At 74.0% G+C, this 18,552-nt stretch carries 13 protein-coding genes; 12 read left to right on the top strand and 1 reads right to left on the bottom strand.

The features are described 5' to 3' along the window. Nucleotides 1–29: 29 nt before the first annotated feature. From ACFVWU_RS27885 to ACFVWU_RS27840, 10 genes are all read left to right on the top strand, one after another. Nucleotides 30–728 carry a 2-hydroxychromene-2-carboxylate isomerase gene (locus ACFVWU_RS27885; RefSeq protein WP_387626006.1) on the top strand — a complete coding sequence of 233 codons (699 nt, stop codon included), beginning with the start codon at nt 30–32 and terminating at the stop codon, nt 726–728. Next, nucleotides 725–4,174: an amino acid adenylation domain-containing protein gene (locus ACFVWU_RS27880; RefSeq protein WP_387626004.1), complete on the top strand. Its 3,450-nt coding sequence runs from the start codon at nt 725–727 to the stop codon at nt 4,172–4,174. Before ACFVWU_RS27885 ends, ACFVWU_RS27880 begins: the two co-directional genes overlap by 4 nt. A 104-nt stretch (nt 4,175–4,278) precedes the next feature. Beyond that, nucleotides 4,279–5,337: a 2,3-diaminopropionate biosynthesis protein SbnB gene (gene sbnB / locus ACFVWU_RS27875; RefSeq protein WP_387626002.1), complete on the top strand. Its 1,059-nt coding sequence runs from the start codon at nt 4,279–4,281 to the stop codon at nt 5,335–5,337. Next, complete coding sequence (gene sbnA, locus ACFVWU_RS27870; RefSeq protein ID WP_387626000.1) at nt 5,334–6,347, top strand: 2,3-diaminopropionate biosynthesis protein SbnA; 1,014 nt, start codon at nt 5,334–5,336, stop codon at nt 6,345–6,347. Before sbnB ends, sbnA begins: the two co-directional genes overlap by 4 nt. Before the next feature lie 221 nt (nt 6,348–6,568). Then, complete coding sequence (locus tag ACFVWU_RS27865) at nt 6,569–7,099, top strand: YbaK/EbsC family protein (protein WP_387625998.1); 531 nt, start codon at nt 6,569–6,571, stop codon at nt 7,097–7,099. A gap of 372 nt (nt 7,100–7,471) precedes the next feature. Next, nucleotides 7,472–8,338, top strand: a complete 867-nt coding sequence (locus tag ACFVWU_RS27860) for a LuxR family transcriptional regulator (protein ID WP_387625996.1) — start codon at nt 7,472–7,474, stop codon at nt 8,336–8,338. A 340-nt stretch (nt 8,339–8,678) separates the two neighbouring features. Next, complete coding sequence (locus ACFVWU_RS27855; RefSeq protein WP_387625994.1) at nt 8,679–9,632, top strand: ACP S-malonyltransferase; 954 nt, start codon at nt 8,679–8,681, stop codon at nt 9,630–9,632. Between the two features lie 98 nt (nt 9,633–9,730). Further along, nucleotides 9,731–10,480, top strand: coding sequence for a thioesterase II family protein (locus tag ACFVWU_RS27850; protein ID WP_387625993.1), 750 nt, complete (start codon nt 9,731–9,733; stop codon nt 10,478–10,480). Between the two features lie 4 nt (nt 10,481–10,484). Beyond that, on the top strand, nt 10,485–11,276 hold the full coding sequence (locus ACFVWU_RS27845; protein WP_387625991.1) for an IclR family transcriptional regulator: 792 nt from the start codon (nt 10,485–10,487) through the stop codon (nt 11,274–11,276). Nucleotides 11,277–11,491: 215 nt separating this feature from the next. Further along, nucleotides 11,492–12,547 carry a polyprenyl synthetase family protein gene (locus ACFVWU_RS27840; protein ID WP_387625989.1) on the top strand — a complete coding sequence of 352 codons (1,056 nt, stop codon included), beginning with the start codon at nt 11,492–11,494 and terminating at the stop codon, nt 12,545–12,547. A gap of 73 nt (nt 12,548–12,620) precedes the next feature. Here ACFVWU_RS27840 and ACFVWU_RS27835 read toward each other — a convergent pair whose 3' ends face one another. Next, nucleotides 12,621–14,774 (bottom strand): MMPL family transporter, encoded by a 2,154-nt coding sequence (locus ACFVWU_RS27835; protein ID WP_387625987.1) that lies wholly within the window; start codon nt 14,772–14,774, stop codon nt 12,621–12,623. A gap of 291 nt (nt 14,775–15,065) precedes the next feature. Between ACFVWU_RS27835 and ACFVWU_RS27830 the strand changes: the two genes are divergently transcribed. Together ACFVWU_RS27830 and ACFVWU_RS27825 are read left to right on the top strand one after the other, a co-directional pair. Further along, nucleotides 15,066–15,323: a hypothetical protein gene (locus tag ACFVWU_RS27830; protein WP_387625985.1), complete on the top strand. Its 258-nt coding sequence runs from the start codon at nt 15,066–15,068 to the stop codon at nt 15,321–15,323. Between the two features lie 146 nt (nt 15,324–15,469). Further along, nucleotides 15,470–18,502 (top strand): BTAD domain-containing putative transcriptional regulator, encoded by a 3,033-nt coding sequence (locus ACFVWU_RS27825; RefSeq protein WP_387625983.1) that lies wholly within the window; start codon nt 15,470–15,472, stop codon nt 18,500–18,502. The last annotated feature ends 50 nt before the right edge of the window (nt 18,503–18,552 follow it).

The following is an 18,552-nucleotide window of genomic DNA, read 5'->3' as shown; positions in this document are numbered from 1 at the left end:
GAAGGCCGGGGCATCCTGGGAGAGATCAGGTGAGCGCCACCGGACGGCGGCGCAACCCGCGCTGGTACTTCTCGCTGCGCAGCCCGTACTCCTGGTTCGCCTACCGCGACCTGCGCGACAAGTACCCCGACGTGCTGGAACAGATCGAGTGGATCCCGTACTGGGAGCCCGACCAGGAGTCCACCCGGCTGCTGGAGGAGGCCGGGGTCGTCCTGCCGGTGCAGCAGATGCAGCGGGCCAAGAACTTCTACATCCTGCGTGACGCCCGGCGCTGGGCCCAGGCCCGCGGCTGGCAGGTCACCTGGCCTATCGACCGCGCCCCGCACTGGGAGGTCTCGCACCTGGCCTACCTCGCGGCCGAGGAGGTCGGCATGGGGCGGGAGTTCGTCGACCGGGCCTACCGTGCCCGGTGGAACGAGGGCCGGGACCTCTCCGAGCGGCAGACCGTCGCGGAGATCGCGGCCGAGCTCGGCCTCGACCCGGGGCTCGGCGACGCCCTGGACGATCCGGCGGTGCGCGCCCGGGGCATCCGGTGCCTGATCGCCGCCTACCACGACGACGCCTTCGGGGTGCCGTTCTTCATGAACGGCCGCGAGGCCTTCTGGGGCGCCGAGCGGGTCTCGGCCTTCGTCGCGGCCTTCCGCGGCGAGACCTGGGACGGCGTCAGCGACGCCCCGTTCACCGCCCTCCCGGACGCCCGGGTACCGGCGGACAGGAGGATCCGATGACCATCAGTGGAACGCCCCCGCGCGTCGTCCCGCGCTGGGTGGCGCCGACCCCGGGCCGGGCCGGCGACGCCGCCTGGGCCGAGCTGACCAGCCCCGTCCCGGCCCGGCTCGCCGCCAGGGTCCGGCTGCTGGCCAGGCGCTCGGGCACCGGCTGGGAGGCCGCGCCGCTGGCCGCGCACACCGCGGTGCTCAGCGCGCTCAGCGGTGAGCGGGCCCTGATCACCGGATACGTCCCGCCGGCCGGCACCGTCCAACCCGTCGCGCTGGCCCAGGAGGAGGAGACCTGGCGCGAGCTGCTGGCCGCCTCCGCGGGGGCGGCGGCCAGGCCCGTCGTCGGAGCCTTCGAGACCGTGCTGGACCTCGGCGGCCGCGAGCCGGTCGCGCCGCACCCGCACACCGTGCTGGTCGCCGCGCTGCGCACCGGCCCCGAGGGCCCCGCCCTGCGGCTGCGCCACCGCACCGACGTGGTGGACGCGGCGGCGGCCGAGCGGATCGCCGGGTACTACCTGAGCGCCGTGCGGCGCCTGGTCGACGAGCCGGACGCGCCCAGCCGCGCGCACAGCCTGCTCTCCGAGGCCGAGTTGCACCACCAGCTCAACGAACTCTCCGGCCCGGAACGGGAGTTGCCGGACCGCTGGTTCCACGAGCTGTTCGAGGCGCAGGTCGCGGCCGGCCCCGAGCGGACCGCCGCCGTGCACGCCGGCCGCACGCTCACCTACGCGGAGCTGAACGCCCGGGCCAACCGGATCGCCCACGCGTTGCTGGCCCGCGAACTCGGCGCCGAGGCCGTGGTCGCCGTCGTCACCGAACGCAACCTGGACTGGCTGACCGCCGTCCTCGGCATCCTCAAGGCCGGGGCCGTCTACCTCCCGGTCGAGCCGCACGCCCCGGTCGACCGGATGTCCCGCACCCTCGACCGCAGCGGCTGCCGCCTGGTGCTCACCGAGGACGGCGGCCCCGGCCACGCCGAACAGGCCCTGCCCGCCGGGGCCGAGCTGCTCACCGTGGCCGCCGCGGTGGCCGAGGACCGCTCCGAGCGCAACCCCGGGGTGCCGGTCGGCGCCGACCAGCTCGCCTACATCTACTTCACCTCCGGCTCCACCGGCGAGCCCAAGGGCGCGATGTGCGAGCACGCGGGCTTCGTCAACCACCTCTACGCGAAGATCGACGACCAGGGCATCGGCGAGGGCACCGTGGTGGCCCAGACCGCGCCGCAGTCCTTCGACATCTCGCTGTGGCAGCTCGTCTCCGCGTTGGTGACCGGCGGCAGCACGCTGATCATCGAGCAGGAGGCGATCCTCGACGTCGACCGCTACCTCGACACCGTCGAGCAGGGCCGGGTCGCGGTGCTGCAGGCCGTCCCCTCGTACCTGGAGGTGGTGCTCGCCCGGCTGGAGGAGAGCCCCCGGCCACTGCCCGCGTTGCGCGTCGTCTCGGTCACCGGCGAGGCGCTGAAGAAGGAGCTGGCAGTCCGCTGGTTCGAGCGCTTCCCGCAGATCGCGCTGATGAACGCCTACGGGCTGACCGAGACCTCGGACGACACCAACCACGAGGTGATGACCTCGGCCCCGGTGTGGGACTCCGTCCCGCTGGGCCGTCCGGTCGGCAACGTCACCGCCTACGTCGTCGACGAGCGGTTGCGCCCGGTGCCGCTCGGCGCGCCCGGGGAGCTGGTCTTCTCCGGCGTCTGCGTCGGCCGCGGCTACATCAACGACCCGGAGCGCACCGCCGCCGCCTTCGGCGAGGACCCCCACCGGCCCGGCCGACGCCTGTACCGGGCCGGCGACTTCGGCCGCTGGCTGCCCGGCGGCGCGCTGGAGTTCCTCGGCCGGCGGGACGCCCAGGTGAAGATCCGCGGCTTCCGGATCGAGATCGGCGAGATCGAGAACCAGCTGCTGCGGCTGCCCGGCGTGCGCGACAGCGCCGTGGTCGTGGTGGAGAGCCCCGACGAGGGCCGGCACCTGATCGGCTTCCAGACCGGCTCGGACGAACCGGAGGCGGTGCTGCGCGAGCGGCTCGCCGAGACGCTGCCCGGCTACATGGTCCCGACCCGGCTGGAGCGCCTCGACACCCTGCCGCTGACGCCCAACGGCAAGACCGACAAGAAGGCGCTGATCGCCCTGGCCGGGGAACTCGCCGACCGCGAACCGGCGGCCGACCACGAGGAGCCGGCCACCGACACCGAGCGCAGGCTGGCGCAGGCCTGGGCCGCCGTGCTGAAGGTGCCCGTCGAGGGCATCGGCCGGCACGACGACTTCTTCGCCCGGGGCGGCACCTCGCTCTCGGCGGTGCAGCTGGTGGTCCGGATGCAGCGGGCCTTCACCCTGAAGGACGTCCGCGCCCACACCACCCTGGCGGCGCTGGCCGCCCTGGTGGACGGCGAACCCGGCGGAGTCGGGACGCCCGCCGCCGCCGCACCGGCCGCGGTCCCCGCCACCGGCCCGGCTCCCGCCACGGCGGTGGCAACGGTCCCGGGCGCCGCCCCGTTCGAGGTGACCAGGACCGAGGGCAGCCCCGCCGTGCTCACCCTGGACGGCCCGGCCCCCGAGGACCCGGCCGCCTGGGCCGCCGAGCACCGCGCCCGGCTGCACGCCACCGTCGCCGAACACGGCGCGCTGCTGGTGCGCGGCCTCGGGCTGCGCGACGCCGGGACGGTCGGGCGGGTCGGCCGGGTGCTGCTGAACGAGGTGATGACCGAACGGGAGGGCTTCGCGACCCGGCAGGTCCTCGCCGACGGCGTCCACTCCTCCTCGGAGTGGCCCACCGACCAGCCGATGTGCATGCACCACGAGCTGAGCTACGCCCGGGAGGTCCCCGGCACCCTGCTGTTCGCCTGCCTCACCGCGCCCGCCTCCGGCGGCGTCACCGGCGTCGCCGACTCGGCCGACGTGCTGGAGGCCCTGCCCGCCGAGCTGGTCGAGCGTTTCGAGCGGCGCGGCTGGCAACTGGAGCGCAACTACACCGAGACCGTCGGCGTCACGCTGGCCGAGGCCTTCGGCACCGGAGACCGGGAAGCCGTCCGGGCGTACTGCGCCGAGCGGAACATCGAGTGCCGCTGGCAGCCGAACGGCGACCTGCGCACCCGGCAGCGCGCCGCGGCCGTCCTGACCCACCCCGGTACCGGCCGGCGCGGCTGGTTCAACCAGATCGCCTTCCTCAACGAGTGGACCCTCGACCCGATGATCCGCGAGTACCTGAAGTTCGAGTTCGGCGACGACGGACTGCCGTTCAACACCCGCGACGGTGAGGGCTTCGAGCTGGACGAGGACACCGTGCTCGGCATCAACGGCGTCTACGAGAAGCACACGCTGCGCGAGCCCTGGCGGGCCGGCGACCTGATGATCGTGGACAACCTCCGGATGGCGCACAGCCGGGAGCCCTTCGAGGGCGACCGGGAGATCGCCGTCGTCCTCGGGGACCCGGTCACCGTGCCGACGCTGTCCTGACCCCGCCGGGCCCGGGTCGCCCCGGGCCCGGCCAACCCCGACGAAACCCGGGGCCGGGCACCCGTACCGCCCGGCCCCAACTCCCAGACGGATGGAGCCAACCCATGTCCCCCTCGCCGCTTGTCCCTGCCTTCGCCGTGATCACGGGCGCGCAGGTGGCCGAGGTTCTCGCGGGCCGTGAAGGCCAGGTCGTCGACCTGGTCGAGGAGGTCTACCGGCTGCACGGCCAGGGCGATTCGGTCAACCCGCCCTCGTACTTCCTGCGCTTCCCCGACCGGCCGAGCTCGCGGATCATCGCGCTGCCCGCCTCGGTCGGCGGCGCCCGGCCGACCGACGGCCTGAAGTGGATCTCCAGCTTCCCGGAGAACGTCGCGGCCGGCATCCCGCGTGCCTCGGCCGTCCTGATCCTCAACGACCACGACACCGGCTACCCGTTCGCCTGCCTGGAATCGTCGATCATCAGCGCCTCCCGCACCGCCGCCTCGGCGACGCTGGCGGCGGACCGGCTCAGCCGGGGCGAGCGGGCGCGCCGGGTCGGCTTCATCGGCACCGGCCTGATCGCCCGCTACATCCACCACTTCCTGGAGTCCACGGGCTGGACCTTCGACCAGCTCGGCGTGCACGACCTGTCGGCCGAGCACGCCGGCAACTTCGCCGACTACCTGTCCGGCCGCTCCGGCGAGGCCAAGGTCACCGTCCACGACAGCGCCGAGAGCCTGATCCGCGACAGCGACCTGGTCGTCCTCGCCACCGTGGCCGGCACCCCGCACATCCACGAGCCGGCCTGGTTCTCGCACAACCCGCTGGTGCTGAACGTCTCGCTGCGCGACCTGGCCCCCGAGGTGCTGCTCGCCTCCGCCAACATCGTGGACGACGTGGAGCACTGCCTGAAGGCGGACACCTCCCCGCACCTGGTCGAACAACGCACCGGCAACCGGGACTTCATCGACGGCACGCTCTTCGACGTGCTGGAGGGCCGGGTGGAGCTGCCCGCCGACAAGCCCGTCGTCTTCTCGCCCTTCGGCCTCGGCGTGCTCGACCTCGGCCTCGGCCGCTTCGTCCACGACACCCTGGCGGCCGACGGCCGACTCGCCACGGTCGACGGCTTCTTCCACGAGCTGGACCGCTACGGCCGCGAGGCCGGGAAGCAGGTGGCCCGGTGACCATCGTCTCGGCCCCGTACGAGATCAACGTGGACGACGTGTTCGTCGACCTCCGCCCGGTCTTCTCGGTGCCGCTCTACCTCAAGGCCGAGGGACTGAACCTCGCGGGCTCGGTCAAGCTCAAGGCGGCGCTGGAGATGGTGCTCGCCGCCGAGCGCGACGGGCTGCTCTCCCCGGGCGACGTGCTGGTGGAGTCCTCCTCCGGCAACCTCGGGGTGGCGCTCAGCATGATCGCGGCCAACCGCGGCTACGGCTTCCTGTGCGTCACCGACTCCCGGTGCAACCCGGCCAGCCACCGGCTGATGGAGGCCTTCGGCGCCCGGGTGCTGGTCATCTCCCGGCCGGACAAGGAGCGCGGCCTGCTCGGCGCCCGACTCGACTACGTGCAGCGCCTGTGCGACTTCGACTCCCGCTACGTGTGGCTCAACCAGTACACCAACCCGCGCAACTGGCTGGCCCACTACCGCAACACCGGACCGTCCATCGCCGCCCAGTTCCCCGAGCTCGACGTGCTGTTCGTCGGCGCCGGGACCACCGGCACCCTGATGGGCTGCGCCCGCTACTTCCGCGAGCGCGAGCGCCCGGTGAGGATCGTGGCCGTCGACAGCGTCGGCTCGGTGAGCTTCGGCGGACCGGCGCTCACCCGGTACATCCCGGGCCTCGGCGCCGGCGTGCGGCCGCAGCTGCTGGACGACTCGCTGGTCGACGACGTGGTCATGGTGCCCGAGCGGGAGACCCTGGAGCGCTGCCACACCATGGCCCGGGCGGGCTTCCTGTTCGGCGGCTCCACCGGGACGGTGGTCAGCGGCGCGCTGCGCTGGCTCGCCGACCACCCCGGCTCGGAGAACCTCACCGCCGTCGCGCTCTCCCCGGACCAGGGCGACCGCTACCTCGACTCGCTGTACGACCCGGCGTGGATCGAGGAGCACTTCGGTACGGAGGGTGGCTGGCCCGCCGCCGCGGCGCGGCCGGTCGCCGCACGGCCGCAGCTGGTCGCCAGCACGAGCTGACCCGGCATCCGTCGGGTCTTTAGGGGCCTGTCGTCAAACGCCCGCCCTCCGGGCGAACGACGGGAGTTCGAAGACAGGCCCTGGGCCGGCTCTTCCCTGGCCGCCGTCAGGCGGCCCGGGAGGAGCCGGCCTCATCCCCACCCACCACGCGGAGATCAGCGTCGATCCTTCGCCCGACCGGCCGGCCGGCGGAGTCCGGACCGGCCATGCGTGGAGGAGCAGTGCGCGACGAACAGTCACACCCGTCCGGACCGGCCGTCGTTCCGGACCGCCCGCAGCCGTCGACCTACCGGCGGCTGATCGACCTCTTCCAGGAGGGTGGCGTCGCCTACCGGCTGATCGACCACCCCCCGGAGGGACAGACCGTCCGCGCGAGCGAGCTGCGGGGCCATCGCCTCTCCGCCGCCGCCAAGTGCATGGTGATCGCCGTGGCCGGGCCCGAACCGAGCCCGCGCCACGTGCTGGCCGTCGTCCCCGGTGACCGCCGGGTGGACCTCAAACAGGTCGCCCGGGTCAGCGGGGGCGGCAAGGCGCGGTTCGCCGACCAGTCGGTCGCCGAACGCCTGGGTGCCACGGTGAGCGGGACGATCACCCCGTTCTCCTTCCACCCGGACCTCGACGTGCTCGCCGACCCGGCACTGTTCGAGGAACCGGAGCTGTACTTCAACGCCGCCCGGTTGGACCGGTCGGTCGCGATCCGGGCCGCCGACTACCGTCGGCTGGCCCGGCCCGAGGTGGTCGCGATCACCTGAGGAAACGCGGTGCCCGTACGGTGGCGTCCCGGTCGAACCCGGGGCGCCACCGCGGCGTTTCCGGCCCTTTTCGCGGCCGCTTTCCGAGGGCCCGTTCGCGGCCTTCCGCACAGCCCTTTCCGCTGCCCCTCCGCCGCCCCACCGCCGCCGCTCTCCCCGCCGCGCGGCGTGACCGGAATCGGTCAACCACTCCCGGTGCGGGGCTCGCGATCGCCACCAACGGTGGGCGGACGCACGCGCACCGTCACCCCCACGGGTGGGCGCCCGCCGTTCCGGCGCCCCGGCGCGCAACTTGTTGACAGCACCGTAGGAGGGCCGCGCCACCGCGTTGTTCGATGACGGTGGACGCCAGTCCCACGTCATGGGGGAGCGATGAGGAAACTGTCGACGGTTCCGGAACAGACACCACACCCGCCGGACCGGCCCGGCGACGTCGTCGAGCAGGGGCTGCTGGAGGTGAAGGCCCTGATCGAGGACGCCGTGGTCAGGCACCGGGACCTGGTCGCCCGAGGCGCGGTGGTCACCCCCGTGCCGCCCGGCGAGGCGGTGCTGTCCGCCGAGGTGGCTCGGCTGATCGGCGGCGCCCGGCGCAGCCTGGAGGTGGTGCTGGCATCCGACCGGCAGCGGGCCGCGGAGATCTACCAGGCCCTGGACGGACTGCTCGCCGGCTTCGACGCCGGCGTCGCGGTACGGCTGCTGTGCGTCCCCGAGACCCTGGACCGGGAGTTCGTCCGCCGGCAGCTCGAAGCGGGCCGCTCGCTGGAGGCGAGAACGGCCCACCTGCCGTGGGTGGAGGTGCTCCTGGTGGACCATCAGATCGCCCTGTCGTGCTCCGACCCGGTGGCCGGCAGCCTGCGGGCCTCGGTCACCCGGGACGCCTCGGTGCTCCGGGCGCTGCACAACCTGTTCGCCGGCGTCTGGCGCCGGGCCGTCCCGCTGGAGAGTCAGGTCGACTTCGGGGACTGGGCGCGCGCCGAGTTCACCCGGCGCATCCTGGACCGGCTCAACGCCGGGGTGACGGACGAGGTGGCGGCCCGCGACCTGTCCGTCTCGGTCCGCACCTACCGGCGCTACGTCGCCGACATCATGGGCCAGCTGGGTGCCACCTCCCGGTTCCAGGCCGGCGCGCGGGCCGCCGAGCTCGGCCTGCTGTCCGTCGAGCGGGTCCCCCGTCCCGGCGCCGCGCACTGCCTGGCCGAAGGCCGCCGCCCGCGTCTCGGCGCCGTGGCAGCTTCCTGAAACGGCCGTTGTCGCCCGCCCCGGGCGGCGGCTAGAAAAGACGAAGGAAATCCGACGGAAATCGCCCGTCGCGCATTCCGGGCCGTGGTTCGCGGCCGAACACCCTCCCGCCGTCCGTCCGCCGCCCCACCGCGCGGACCAGGACGGCACCGCCGAAGAGCCTCCGGCAGCCTCTCCCCGGGCGGGCTGCCGGATCCGCCGTCCGGGCGGCGCGGAACCCCTCGGGAGCCGCGCCCCGGACGGCGGCAACGCGGCGGAGCCGGAACCGTTCCCCCGGCGGAACCGGCTCCGCCTCGAAGCCCGGACGACACGGTGATCCCCCGGCTGGAAGGTTCATCCCATGACCCCCGAACCGATCGCGCTGCTGTTCCCCGGGCAAGGCACCCAGAAGCAGGGCATGGGCGAGCCCTGGCGGGACACCGGCGCCTGGGCCCTGGTCGAGACGGTCTCCGAGCAGTCCGGGCAGGACGTCGCCGAACTGCTCCTGCACACCGACGGCGCGCTGCTGCGCCGCACCGACCTGGCCCAACTGGTGGTGTTCACCGTCGCGGTGATGGCCCACGACGAGGCCCGCCGCACCGGGCTGCTGACCGGGGCGCCGATCGCCTGCGCCGGCCACAGCCTCGGCGAGTACGCGGCCCTGGTCGCCGCCGGAGCTCTCGGCCTGGCCGACGCGGCCCGGCTGGTCGCCGTCCGCGGCAGCGCCATGCGGGAGGCGGCCGAGCTGCGCGAGGGCACCATGGGCGTGCTGGTCGGCGCCCCGCTGCAGGCCGTCGAGGAGCTGACCGCCGACGCCCGCGCCGCCGGGCACCAGGTCTGGGTGGCCAATGTGAACGCGCCCGGCCAGGTCGTGGTCTCCGGCTCGGTCGAGGGCGTCGCGGCGGCCTCCGCCGGTGCGCCGGGGATCGGCGCCAAGCCGATCTCCATCCCGGTCGGGGGTGCGTTCCACAGTCCGTACATGGCCCCGGCCGCGGAGCGGCTGCGTGCGGCCCTGGCGGGCGTCGAGTTCGCCGCCCTGCACACCCCGGTGGTCGCCAACACGGACGCCCGGCCGCATGCCTCCGGCGCCGACTGGCCCGAGCTGATGATCCGTCAACTCACTTCCCCCGTAATGTGGGAGGCCGGCGTCCGCACGCTGGTCGACCGGATGGGGTGCCGTCGGCTGATCGAACTGGGCCCCGGTCGCACCCTGGCCGGCGTGGCCCGCCGGATCACCCCGGAGACCGAGGTGCTCTCCATCGACAGCCCGGTCGCTCTCGGGGCCGTGGGGCCCGCCTCCCGGGTCCTCGCCTGATCCGACGATCCCTGCCCGATTCGAGAAGACCGAGAGACAGGCCCTTGGCCCGGCGGTGCCGGGCGCCCGGGGTCGAGGGAACGAGAGGAGCCGTAGAGATGATCGAGAGCGCGGTCGCGAGCCGCTGGTTCCGGCGTTACCCGCCGCCGGGCGGCGTGGTGGCCAAGCGGTTGGTCTGCCTGCCGCACGCGGGCGGGACCGCCGGCATGTTCCACGGCTGGGCCGGTGGGTTCGGCCCCGGCGTCGAGGTGCTGGCCACCCGCTACCCCGGGCGGCAGGAGCGCTTCGGCGAGGAGTGCGTCACCAGCATGAAGGAGCTGACCGACGAGGTCGTCCGGGCGCTGCTGCCGCTGTCGGACGTGCCGCTGCACCTGTTCGGCCACAGCATGGGTGCCTCGCTCGGCTACGAGGTCGCGCTCCGGCTGGAGAACGAGCACGGCGTCCGACTGGCGGGGCTGCACGTGTCCAGCCGCAAGGCCCCGCACCGGGTCGACTCCCCGCCCGTCTACCTCGGCGGGGACGCGGCCGTGATCGAGGCCGTGGCCGGTCTCGGCGGCACCGAGGCGGGCCTGCTCGGCGACCCGGACCTGTACGAGCTGGTGATGCCCGCGCTGCGCGCCGACTTCGAGATCGTCGGCACCTATCTCGCCCAGCCCGGCTACCCGGTGGCCTGCCCGGTCGCCGCGTACGTGGGTGACCGCGACCCCGGGGTCAGCCCGGTCGACATGGCGGCCTGGGCCGACGTGGCCTCCGGCGGCTTCGACCTGACGGTGTACCCGGGGGACCACTTCTACCTGGCCCCGCAGCGGGACGCCCTGCTGCGCGACCTGGCCGCCCGGATCGCGTGACGCGATGGACACCGACACCATGACCTCGACCGACGAGGACCTTGCCGGCGGCGTCGACGTCCTGGACCGGCCCTGCGGGGTCGGTGTCCTCGACAAGACCTCCGTCCTGCTCGGCGTCCTCGCCGAGGGCCCGGCCTCGCTGCGGACCCTGAGCGAGACCACCGGCCTGCACCGGGCCACCGTGCACCGCCTCGCGCTCGCCCTGGAGTCCATCCGGCTGCTCACCCGCGACGTCCAGGGCCGCTTCGCGATCGGCCCGCGGATCGGCGAACTCGCCGACGGCGCCCGGCGTGACCTGCTGGTGCAGGGCGCGGGGCCGGAGCGGCTGCTGAAGCGCTCCCAGGAGGTGCTCGGGGAGCTGCGCGAGCGCACCGGCGCCAGCGCGCGGCTCTACCGCCGCAAGGGCGACGTGCGGATCTGCGTGGCCTCCGCCGAGGCCGACGACAGCGGTCGGAAGGGCTCGGCGCTGGGCGCCGCGCTGCCGATGACGGCCGGCGCGGGCGCGCAGGCACTGCTCGCCTGGGAGGAACCGACCGAACTCGTCCGCGTCATCCAGCGCGCCGCCTTCGGCGCGGCCGCTCTCACCAAGGTGCGCCAGCAGGGCTGGGCGCAGAGCCTGGGTCGGGGCGAACTGGGCTTCGCCGCCGCCGCGGTGCCGGTGCGCGGGCCCGGCGGGCGGGTGATCGCCGCGCTGGTTCTGGACGGCCCGGTCACCCTGCTCACCCGTACCCCCGGCCGTCACCACGGCGGCCTGCTGATCGACGCGGCCACCGCGCTGGGTCCCAAGCGGCCCTGATCAGGCACCCCGAAGCAACCCGCCGGGCGTCCCCCACCGCCCGTACGTCCACGGCGGGTCCTCCCCGGGCCCCGGTCCGACCCCACGCGGACCGGGGCCCGCGCACGCGCGCTGACAGTTTGCTGCCACATCGCCGGGGGAGGTTGCGGGTCCCGGTGTGAGGGCTTCTAGGGTCGGGTTCGAACAATCGTCCTGACGCCTCGCCTGGAGGACCGATGACCACCCCGATCGCCGTGTTACGGCCGGACTCCCTGGCGGCCCGGCTGGAGCTCACCGACCCGGACTTCGCCGCCCGGCTGCACGGCCGCCTGGCCGACGCCGAACGGTGGCTGCGCGCGACGGCGGGCGACGCCCCGCACGCCCTGGTCGCCGAGTGGTCCCGCTACGTGATCGAGGCCGGCGGCAAGCGGCTGCGGCCCCTGCTGGTGCTGCTCGCGGCCGAGTTCGGCGCCGACGCGGCCTTCGGCGGGTCCGACGGAAGGGGTGCGGACCCGGTCCTGGACGCCGCCGCCCTGGTCGAGCTGGTGCACGTCGCCTCGCTGCACCACGACGACGTGATGGACGGCGCCCGCAGCCGCCACGGGGTGCCGAGCGCCCCGGCCCGCTGGGGCAACCGCACGGCCGTCCACCTGGGCGACCGGCTGCTGGTCCGGGCGGGCCGGCTCGCCGCGGACCTCGGCCCCGAGGTGGTGCGGCTGCAGGGCGAGGCCGCCGAGCGGCTGGTCCGCGGCCAACTGCGGGAGCTGACCGGCCCACTGGCCGACGAGTCCCCGCTGAGCCACCACCTCGCCGTGATCGCCGACAAGACCGGCTCGCTGATCGCGCTCGCGCTGCGAATCGGCGCCGAGGTGGCGGGTGCGCCGCGGCCCGCCGCCCGGGCGCTGGCCGAGTACGGCGAGCAGCTCGGCCTGGTCTTCCAACTCTCCGACGACCTGCTGGACTTCGCCTCCGAGCCGGGGGAGTCCGGCAAGGACCCCGGGATCGACCTCGCGGTGGGGGTGCGGACCCTGCCGATGCTGCTGGCGCTCGACGAGGACGGGCCGCGTGCCGCGGAGCTGCGGGCCCTGCTGGAGCGCGGCCCGCTGGCCGACGAACGGGACCGCCGCCGGGCGGCCGAACTGCTGCGCCGCTCCAGCGCCGAGGCCCGCGCCCGGGAGCTGCTGCACGTCCACGCCACCGAGGCCCGCGCCGCGCTGGCCGCCCTTCCGGACCTCCCGGCCCGCGCGGCCCTCGCCGACCTGGTCGGCCTGGTCGAACACCGCTCCGCGTAGCGCGTCCGGGCACACGCGAAGGGGCCGCCGGGTCGGAACGACCCGGCGGCCCCTTCGCCGTCACCGACGCCGGTCAGCCCGAGGTGCGGCCGCTGCCGACCAGGACGGGCTCCTCGCCGGCCGGGTTCGGCGCCTGCTCCTTGAGGCCCGGCCACCAGGCCCGGCGGCCGAGCAGTGTGGTGGTGGCGGGGACGAGGAACAGCGCCATCACGAAGGCGGTGAGCAGGATGCCGAACGCCACCGCGAAGCCCATCTGCTGGAGCATCGAGTTGTCCGCGAGCATCAGGACGCCGAAGGTGCCGGCCAGGATGACCGCCGCCGCGCCCATGGTCGGCGCGGAGCGGGCGACCGCGTGCTTGATCGCCTCACGCGGGTCGTTGCCGTCGCGGATCTCCTCCCGCAATCGGGCGACCATCAGGATGTTGTAGTCGGTGCCGATGGCCACCACGAACAGGTAGACCAGCACCGGCAGGCTGAACAGCACGCCGTTGGCGCCCTTGACGCCCTGGAACAGCCAGACGGTGGCGCCGAGCGTGCCGGCGAAGCCGAGGCCGACCGAGATCATCAGGAACCACGGCGCGACGACGCTGCGCAGCAGCAGGCCGAGGATGATCATGATGGCGAGGCCGGCCACCGGGAAGACCACGCTGTAGTCGCGCTCGACGGCGGTGCGGATGTCGGCCAGGACGGCGGTGGTGCCGCCGACCAGGGCGCGGGTGCCGTCGGGTGCGGCCGCGTGGGCCTGGTCCCGCAGCGCGCCGTCGACCAGGTCGAGGGCCTTGTCCTCCATCGGGTTGTAGGCCAGCGAGACGCTGTACTGCGCGACGGTGCCGTCGGCCGAGGGCTGGGCGGGCGAGACCTGGGCGACTCCGGCGACGCCGGCGATCTTGTCCCGGAAGGCCGCGAGCTGGTCCTGGGCCAGCTTGCCGCCGCCGGTGTTCTCCAGGAACACCTGGGTGGGCTGGGCCTTGCCGGCCGAGAAGCCCTTCTGCAGGTCGTCCATCGCCTGCACCGACTCCAGGTTCTTCGGCTGCGAGCCGCCCATGTCGAAGTCGGCCTTGAAGCCGAGGGCGCCGAGGGCGAGGGCGACCAGCAGGCCGCCGGAGACGATCGCGACCAGGCCGGGGCGGCGGGCCGTCATGGCGCCGATCCGCTGCGCCAGGGCGTTCTTCGGCTCGCGCTTCCAGGCCTTGGAGGGCCAGAACGCGCCCCGGCCGAGCAGGGCGAACACGGCCGGCACCAGGGTGACACCGGCGATCGCGCTGACCGCGACGGAGATCGCCAGCGAGGGGCCCATGGAGCGCAGCATGCCCATGGTGGACAGGGTCAGTGCGAGGAAGGCCACGACGACGGCGCCGGCCGCGGAGGCGATGGTCTCGCCGACGCGGGCGACGGCCTCGGCCATCGCGGGCCGCGGCTCCATCCCGGCCCGCAGGAACTCGCGGTAGCGGAAGAGCAGGAAGAGCAGGTAGTCGGTGCCGACGCCGAACAGGACGACGATCAGCATCGTCGAGGACGAGGGGTCGGCGTCCAGTCCGAAGACCTTGGCGGCGGTGGCGATCAGCCCGTTGGCGGTCAGGTAGACCAGGGTGATCAGGACCACCGGCATCAGCGCGATCAGCGGGCTGCGGAAGATGATGCCGAGCAGGACGACGATCAGCAGCAGCGTCGCCATCATGATCATGGCGTCGGTGTTGTCGCCCGACTCCTGGGCGTCCAGCGCGCTGGCGGCCGGGCCGGTCGTCCCGATCTTGAGGCTGGTGCCGCTCAGCAGCTCCTTGACGTCCACGCGCAGCTGCTTGACGTTCTCGGTGACGGTGGTGTCCGAGAGGTCCTTGTTGTCGGCGTAGATCTGCGCGAGGCCGATCTTGCCGTCCGGGGAGACCGCGGCCGGGTCGGCCTGGATCTTGGTGAGGTGGGCGTAGTGCTTGGCCTGCAGGCCGGTGGCGACCTTCTGGATGTCGGCCTTGTCGGCGTCGGTGAACGCACCGCCGTCGGCGCGCTGGAAGACGGCGATCGCGGCCGGCTGGTCCTCCTGCCCGGGGAAGGCGCGCTTCTCCAGGTCGGAGACCTGCACCGACTCGTAGTGCGAGGGCAGGAACTCGGTCTGGTCGGTGGTCGACTCGAGCTTGGGGGAGAGGGCCGTCAGCGCGACCGCGGCGATCAGCCAGGCCACGACGACAAGCCACGGCCGGCGGACGACGAACCGTCCGATCCGTGTGAACATGACACTCCTTGCGTCCGACGACACCCGACGATCCCGGTGAATGGCGGGGCGCAGGGCATGCTGCGAACTGGTGGATGGCGTGCGATCGAAACGGGCGATCGCAGTCAGTGAGCCTGCAGCATCGCACCGTTGCCCCGCTTTGCACCTGTCACCTGACAGCTAGTGGCCATCGGCGGGGCACCGCGCCCGGCCCGGCTTCAGCTTGCGGACCGCTGCCCGGCGAACCGTGGCCACCGCCGCCGGGGCTGCCTACGGTCGAGCCATCGTCTGTGGAGCAGAGGAGGTAGGCCAGTGCCGAAGACCACGCCCGCGAGCGACGGTCGCGTACCGCCGAGGAGGCGCCTCGGAGTCGCGGACGGCAGCGAGGAGCCGCTCGCCACCGTCCTCAGCGGCGATCCCTCGTCGATCGAACTCGACGCGCTCACCGCCGTGTTGGCCATCTTCTCGGGCAACCCGGCGCGCCCGGCCGAGATCTGGGCACGGGCCTCCGGGATGGGTCGCAGGGCCCGGGGCCGGGCCTGGACCCCGGCCCACCGCGAGGCGTCGTAGGAGCCGGTCGCGACGGGCGGGTGGCAGCTTCTTGCGAGCCCGATTGTCCGTCCGCGTCACGCTCTGGTACGAACGGAGTCAAACCAGAAGATCGACAAGGGTGCCCGAACCGCGGGCGCGCGACCGCCGGTTGAGGGGAGCGACTGGTGCTGCAGGTGGTGTTCAGGGTCCTCGGGCCGCTCGACGTCCGGGCGGACGGGAACCCGGTGCAGCTCTCCGGCGCCCGGCAGCGCATCGTCCTCGCGATGCTGCTGCTCTCGGCCGGCCGGGTGGTCTCCGTCGACACCCTGGCCGAGGCCGTCTGGCAGGGAAATCCGCCCAACACCTTCGTCAACCAGATCGCGATCTGCGTCTCCGGGCTGCGCAAGGCCTTCAAGGCCTCCGTCGGCCTGGACGACCTGATCGCCACCGTGCATCCCGGCTACCTGCTCGCCCCCGGTGAACACCGCATCGACGCCGTCGAGTTCGAGGAGCGGGTGGCCGAGGCCCGGGAGGACGCCCGGGAGGGACGCTCCGCCGAGGCGGTCGCCCTGCTGGAGGAGGCGCTCGGCATGTGGCGCGGCCGCGCCCTGGAGGGGGTGGCCGGCCCGGACGACGCCGCCTCCGGGGTCTGGGGCCGGCTGTCCGCCGAGGCGGCCCGACTCACCGAACTGCGGCTCGCCGTCTACGAGGAGTACACCGGCCTGCGTCTGGAACTCGGCCAGCACCGCGACCTGATCGGTGAACTCTCCGCCTTCATCCGGGAGAACGGGCTGCGCGAACAGGCCTGGGCGCAGTTGATGCTCGCCCAGTACCGGTCCGGCCGCCGGGCCGAGACCCTGGAGACCTTCCGCGAGGCGCGCCGGCTGTTCGTCGACGAGCTCGGCATCGAACCCGGACCGGCCCTGCAGGCCCTGCACGAGGCGGTGCTGGCCGACGAGGCCTGGCTCACCGCGCCCGCCGGCCCGCCCACCGCGGCCCGCTCCAGCGCCCCGGCCGCGCCCGTGGTGCCCGCCCAACTTCCCTCCGACGTCGCGGCGTTCACCGGACGCGCCGAAGCGCTCGACGCCCTGGACCGGCTGCTGGAGCAGCCGGGGGACGGCTCCGCCCTGCCGGTCGGCCTGATCACCGGGATCGGCGGGGTCGGCAAGACCGCCGCCGCCGTGCACTGGGCCCACCGGGTCGCCGCGCACTTCCCCGACGGCCAGCTCTTCGCCGACCTGCGCGGCTACGACGAGTCCGACGAGCCGCTCGCCCCCGAGGCCGTCCTCGACCGCTTCCTGCGCGCCCTCGGTGTGCCCGCCCCCGAGGTCCCGGCCGACCTGACCGGTCGCGCCGACCGCTTCCGCACCGAACTCGGCGGCCGCCGCGTGCTGGTGGTCCTCGACAACGCCCGCTCCTTCGAGCAGATCCGCTGGATGCTGCCGGGCAACGGCCGCTGCTGCGCGCTGGTCACCAGCCGTGACCCGATCGAGGGCCTGGCCGGCGACTACCACTTCGTCCCCGTCCCGCTCGGCGCCCTGGACCGGGCCGAGGCGGCCGAGCTCATCGCCCGGGTGGTCGTGCGCGAGCGCCTGGCCGGCGACCCGGACAGCGTCGCCGAACTCGGCGAGCTCTGCGACCGGCTGCCGCTCGCCCTGCGCATCGCCGCGGCGCGGCTCGCCGCCAAGCCGCACTGGACGGTCCGCTCGATGGTCGGCCGGCTGCGGTTGCAGCACCGGCGCCTGGACGAACTGAGCGAGGGCAACCGAGGGGTGCGGGCCGGCTTCCGGCTCAGCTACCGCGGCCTGCCCAAGGCGGTGGCCCGGATGTACCGGCTGCTCGGGCTGCTCAACGTCCCGGACTTCTCCGCCTGGACCGGCGCCGCCCTGCTGGACATCGACCCGCTGGACGCCGAGGACCTGATCGAGCAACTGGTCGACGCCCAGCTGCTGGAGGTGCTCGCCGACGCCGCCACCGGTCAGGTGCGCTACCGCTTCCAGGACCTGCTGCGGCTGTTCGCCTCCGAGTGCGCCGTCGAGGAGGAGGACCCGCGCGAGCGCGTGTCCGCGCTGCGCCGCACCGCCGGCGGCTGGCTGTTCCTCGCCGAGGAGGCGCACCGGCGGATCTACGGCGGTGACTACACGGTGGTGCACGGCCCCGGCCACCGGCACCGGCTGCCCGCCGAACTGGTCGACCAGCTGGTGGTGGACCCGATGGAGTGGTTCGAACGCGAGCGGGCCGCCATCGTCGGAATCGTCGACCAGGCCGCCGAACTGGACGAGTCCGCGCTCGCCTGGGACCTCACGATGACCAGCGCGACGCTCTTCCAGAACCGGAACTACCCCGCCGAGTGGCAGCAGTGCGCCGAGCGCGCCCTCGCCGCGGCCCGGCGGGCCGGCGACGCCCTCGGCGAGGCGGCGATGCTGCACTCGCTCAGCTCGCTGGCCATCGTCCAGTCCCGCTACCACGACGCCCACGGCCAACTCGGCGACGCCCTGCGGTTGTTCGAGGAGTGCGGCGAGCGGCACGGCGAGGCCCTGGTACGGCGCAACCTCGCCCTCTACGAGTGCAACCGCGGCGACGCCGCCGCGGCCCGCGAACACGGCTACCGCTCGCTGGAGGGCTTCCGCGCGGTCGACGACCACTACGCCGAGGCGCACGTGCTCGGGGTCCTGGCCCGGGTGGAGCTGGAACTCGGCGAACCCCAGCTCTCGCTGGAGCTCAGCGAGCAGGCGATCGCCAAGAACCTCGCGGTCGGTTCGGTGCGCGGCGAGGCGCAGAGCACCGTCCGGCTGGCCGAGGTGCTGGTGCGCCAGGGGGAGGGCGAGCGGGCCGAGGCGGCCTGTCGGCGCGCGCTGGAACTGGTCCGCGGGCTGGGCGACCCGCGCGGGGAGGCGCACTCGCTGCGCTGCCTCGGCGAGGCGCTGTGGCGCCAGGACAGGCTGGCGGAGGCCGCCGGGATCCTGCGCGAGGCCATGGTGGTCTCCGGACGGGTGCCGGACCGGTTCCTGCAGGCCAGGGCCGGCGCGATCCTCGGCTGCGTCACCGTCCTGCTCGGCGACCGGATCGAGGCGGCCGGTCACCTCACCGAGGCGGCCGAGCTGTTCGCGAAGGTGGGGTCGCCGGTCTGGCAGGAGAAGCTGGCCCGGCTCGATCGCGCGGTGCGCGGCGCCGGGGCCCTCGACTCGGCACTGCTGCGGGGGCTGCTGGACGGCTGATCCGCCCGGCGTCCACCGGCTCAGAACGGGTTGATGATGGTCCACGGGTC

The organism is Kitasatospora sp. NPDC058190 (genome assembly GCF_042883685.1).
Classification (GTDB): Bacteria; Actinomycetota; Actinomycetes; order Streptomycetales; family Streptomycetaceae; genus Kitasatospora.
The sequence above is the reverse complement of the archived record's forward strand: the minus strand, read 5'-3'. Positions and strand labels throughout refer to the sequence as shown.